Source organism: Streptomyces recifensis (assembly GCF_002154615.1).
Lineage (GTDB): Bacteria > Actinomycetota > Actinomycetes > Streptomycetales > Streptomycetaceae > Streptomyces > Streptomyces griseoluteus.
Window position 1 is genome coordinate 1 of record NZ_MUNH01000331.1, and the last position, 4,053, is coordinate 4,053.

A 4,053-nucleotide genomic window follows, 5' to 3' on the forward strand; every position below is an offset into this window, starting at 1 on the left:
GGAGCACCACCACGGCGGCGACCCCGCCCTGCTTCTGCTCGCGCAGCTGGACGCGGATGTTGTGCCGGTGGGCGAGCCGGGCGACGACGTACAGGCCGAGGCCGAGGCCGTCCTCGCCCTCCTGCTCGTACGGCGACTCGGGGTCGAAGTCGGCGAGGCGGCCGTTGAGCCGCTCCATGCGCTCGGCGGCCATGCCGATGCCCTCGTCCTGAACCGAGAGCATCACCTCACCGGACTCCAGCAGCCAGGCGGAGACCTCCACGGGCAGGTCGGGCGGGGAGAACGAGCTGGCGTTCTCCATCAGTTCGGCCAGCAGGTGGGAGAGGTCGTCGGCGGCGAAGCCGGCCACATGGGCGTGCGGGGGCAGCGCGGCGATCCGGACGCGCTCGTACCGCTCGATCTCGCTGACGGCCGCGCGGACCACGTCGACCAGCGGGACCGGGCCGTGTGCGGGCTGGATGTGCTCGGTGCCGGAGAGGACCAGGAGGTTCTCGCTGTGGCGCCGCATCACCGTGGCGAAGTGGTCCAGCTTGAACAGGGTTGCCAGGCGCTCCGGGTCCTGCTCGCGCTCCTCCAGCCCCTCGATCACGGAGAGCTGGCGCTCGACCAGGCCGAGGGTGCGCAGCGCGAGGTTGACGAAGGTGCCGCCGATGCTCTCCCGCAGCCGCTCCAGCTGGGCGCTGGAGTCGCTGAGTTCGGCGCGCAGCTCCTCGCGGGCGTCGGCCATCTTCTGGCGCTGGCCGACCAGGTGCTTGCGGTCGGCCTCCAGGGTGGCGACCCGCTCGTGCAGGGCGACGGCGTGCGCGTGCAGGGCGTTCACCGAGCGGACGACCTGGGCGAACTCGTCGTTGCGCCCGGTGAAGGCGATCGGCTCCTGGCCGGCCGGGTCCTCGGCGCCGGCCAGGCGGGCCGAGCCCCGGCGCAGCACGGAGAGCGGGCGGGTGAGGGTGCGGGCCATGGCGGTGGCGACACCGACGGCGACCAGCATCAGGGCGCCGAGCACCGCGACGCGGATCTCCAGCCCGGTGACGTCGTCGTCCCGCAGGGTGGCGAGGCTCTGCCCCTGGCGCTCGTAGAGGGCCGACTCGGCGCCGCGCATCAGGTCGACGCGGGCGGAGAGCGCGGCGTCCAGCTTCTTGGCGCTGACGGCGCGCTGCCGGTCGCCGAAGGTGGGCTGGGCGGTGAGGAAGTCCAGGTACTTGTCGGCGGAGTTGACCTCCGGGCCGGTGACCGTGGAGTCGTAGGAGGTGACGGCGGCCTTGGGCGCGGTCTCGCGGAACGTGGCGAGGCCGGCGTCGGCGCGCAGCCGGGCCCGCTGGGCGGCGGTGGTGAGCGCGTCGCGGCGGGCGGTGTCGGCCTCGGAGCTGCCGTTGGTGGTGACGGGCAGGCCGGTCACCGGACTGATCGAGGTGCTGGGCGTCGAGGGCACGCTCAGCGCGGCCAGCAGCAGGCCGCGCGCGGCGGCGGACTGCTGGACGGCGGTGTCCAGACCGGCGAGCGCGTAGGCGCCCGAACCCGCGCGCGGGGGCGTGCGGTCGGCCAGCTCCTCCGCGAGCCGGTGCAGCTCGGTGATGGTGGCCGAGTACGCCTGGTGGGTGCGCAGCGCGTCGGTCTTGCCGGTCAGCGCGGCGCGGCGGACGGTGGCGATGCCGTCCAGCGCGGTACGCAGCCGGGACGGCAGGCCGGTGTCCGCGCGCAGGTCCTCGACCTGACGGTCCACGCGGGTGCCGCGCTGCTCGGAGGGCGCTTTGGCCCTGGGCCGTCCGGCGGCCACGTAGGAGGTGACCTCGTCGCGCTCGTCGGCCAGTGAGTGGGCGAGCGCGAGGGCGTCCTGCGTCTCGTCCGCCAGCGTCACCAGCTTCTGGGACTCATGGAGGTCCCCGGAGGCGGTGAGCAGGGCGGGCGCGCCTGCCGCGGCTATGGCGGCGGCCACCACGGCCACGGCGACGATCAACCGGTTGCGCACATGGGTGGGGCGTCCAGCGCCCACGGGGTTCTGCTCGGCGGTCCCCTGGGGGGCCGTCTGCCTGCCTGCGCGCCGAGGCCGCTTCTTCTGCACCGGTGCTCGCAATCCTGAACTCGTCTACGGAAGGGCCGGGCGGCGCCCCGTCGTCTCGGTGCCAAGTGGTGCGTACACCCGGTTCATGGTTCCCGACCCTCCCAGCGCCGGTGGGCAGTGGCCGCGCATCACCTGACCCGCCACCCGAAGGAGTGAACATCGGAGGGGAGTTGGCGGGCAAGTCGCGGCGGCGCGCCGGACACCCTTGCGCGGCGGGCCGGTTGGACGCGCGGGGCAGGCTTTGGCAATATTCGCCGCCACGCATTCCCGGACCGTGTCAATTGCCGCCAATTCCGGCGTCCGAGCCGGTCGGCCGCACCGATCCGGTTACGTACTTCGGCCGTTGCCCCCGCTCGTGAAGGGTTCGTGCAGACTGGCGGGGTGCGTACTGATCTCGTCTCGGAACCCGGCACCGCCGACCGGCCCAACGAGGACTTCGCGGGGGTCGGACTACCCGCCTGCGGTCAGGGCGGTTGCGTGATCTTGCTGGACGGGGTGACACCGCCCCCGTACGCACCGGGCTGCTCGCACCCGGTGCCCTGGTTCACCGCCCGGCTGGGCGGCGCGCTGACCGAACTGACCGTTTCCCACCGAGATCTGACGCTGGCGGAGATTCTCAGCCGGGCGATCACCCAAACATCGAAGACCCATCTGACCAGCTGTGACCTTTCTCACCCGCGTACGCCCCAGGCGACGGTGGTGCTGGTCCGCTGGTCGGCGGAGACGGTCGAGTACCTGGTGCTGTCGGACTCCGCGCTGCTGCTGCGCGCCCCGGACGGCACGGTGACCCCGGTGCTGGACGACCGGCTGGCCCGGCTGCCGCGCGGGGCGCTGGCCGGCGCGGAACGGGTGGACGCCGAGCTGCGCAACAAGGAGGGCGGCTTCTTCACGGCCGCCGCCGATCCCGAGGTGGCCCGGTACGCGGTCACCGGCTCGGTGCCGCGCGCCGGGGTGCGCTCGCTGGTCGCGCTGACCGACGGCGCGGCCCGCTGGACGGAGACGTTCCACGAGGGCGACTGGACGGCCCTGTTCGACCTGGTCGCCAAGGAGGGCACCCGTGCCCTGGTGGACCGGGTGCGGGAGCTGGAGCTCGCGGACCGCGAGGAGCGGGCCTTCCTCGGCCGCAGCAAGACGCACGACGACGCGACGGCCGTCCACGTGGAGCTGTGAGGGTTCGCCCGGCTCCCGGCTACTTCTCCGCGATGCCGTTCAATTCGTGCAGCAGCCGGGCCAGTTCGGCGACCTCGCGGCGGTCCCAGTGGGCGAGCTGGCTGACGTAGCGCGCGCGGCGGGCCTCGCGGACCTGGCCCACCCGGCCCCGGCCCTCGTCGGTGAGGGTGACCAGCCAGGCGCGGCCGTCGGCCGGATCGGGCTCACGGGCGATCAGGCCGAGGTCCTCCAGGGCGCGCAGCTGACGGGACATGGTGGCCTTGCCGACGCCGATGTAGGCGGCCAGATCCGTGGCCCGCTGGCCGCCCTGCTCGTCGAGCCGGATCAGCAGCCCGTACGCGGCCGATTCCAGGTCGGGGTGGACCTCGCGCGCCATCTCTCCCTGACTGGCGCGCGCCCGTCGCAGCAGCACGGTCAGTTCACGCTCCAGCGCCAGGAATTCCTGGTCGACACAGCGCGGCACCACGGGTGCGGTGCCCTCGCCCGTACCGTTGTTCCCGTCCTCGTGCACCTCAGTACCCCTGCCCGGTTTCGCCGTCTGAAATTTTCTGCCGGACCCCGTCATCGCCGCAGCTCCGTCAGTATTTCGCAGGCGTAGACCAACGGCGGCATCCGGACCCCCTTCCCACCCCCGCATCTACGTGCGTAGCTTCTTGGGCGGGCCCCTCGCGGCGGCCCGGCGCAACAGGCTCGTCGGTCATTTCCGGTCCCCCACTTTCACCCCGAAAGGCCACGCCATGCCCGTGCACAGACCCGGTCCCGCCCGCCCGCGCACGTCCGCCGTCCTGGTCACGGCCGTGCTCGGCGCGCTCAGCCTCGTCCTC

4 protein-coding genes are annotated in these 4,053 nt (G+C 73.2%); 2 read left to right on the forward strand and 2 right to left on the reverse strand.

Features of this window, described 5'->3' with window-relative positions; genetic code table 11:
* Positions 1-2,059: sensor histidine kinase (locus tag CCN33_RS18155; protein ID WP_208621789.1), on the reverse strand; the 2,059-nt coding region annotated here is incomplete at its 3' end.
* A gap of 381 nt (positions 2,060-2,440) precedes the next feature.
* On the opposite strand from CCN33_RS18155, the gene CCN33_RS18160 reads away from it, so the two are divergent.
* A complete protein-coding gene (locus CCN33_RS18160) occupies positions 2,441-3,229 on the forward strand; it encodes a protein phosphatase 2C domain-containing protein (RefSeq protein WP_086694634.1) in 789 nt (262 codons plus the stop codon).
* Between the two features lie 19 nt (positions 3,230-3,248).
* On the opposite strand, the gene CCN33_RS18165 is transcribed toward CCN33_RS18160, so the two are convergent.
* Positions 3,249-3,740: a MarR family winged helix-turn-helix transcriptional regulator gene (locus CCN33_RS18165; protein WP_086694635.1), complete on the reverse strand. Its 492-nt coding sequence runs from the start codon at positions 3,738-3,740 to the stop codon at positions 3,249-3,251.
* 130 nt (positions 3,741-3,870) lie between these two features.
* On the opposite strand from CCN33_RS18165, the gene CCN33_RS32525 reads away from it, so the two are divergent.
* Positions 3,871-4,053 (forward strand): hypothetical protein (locus tag CCN33_RS32525; RefSeq protein ID WP_208621790.1); only part of this gene is annotated, 183 nt, incomplete at its 3' end.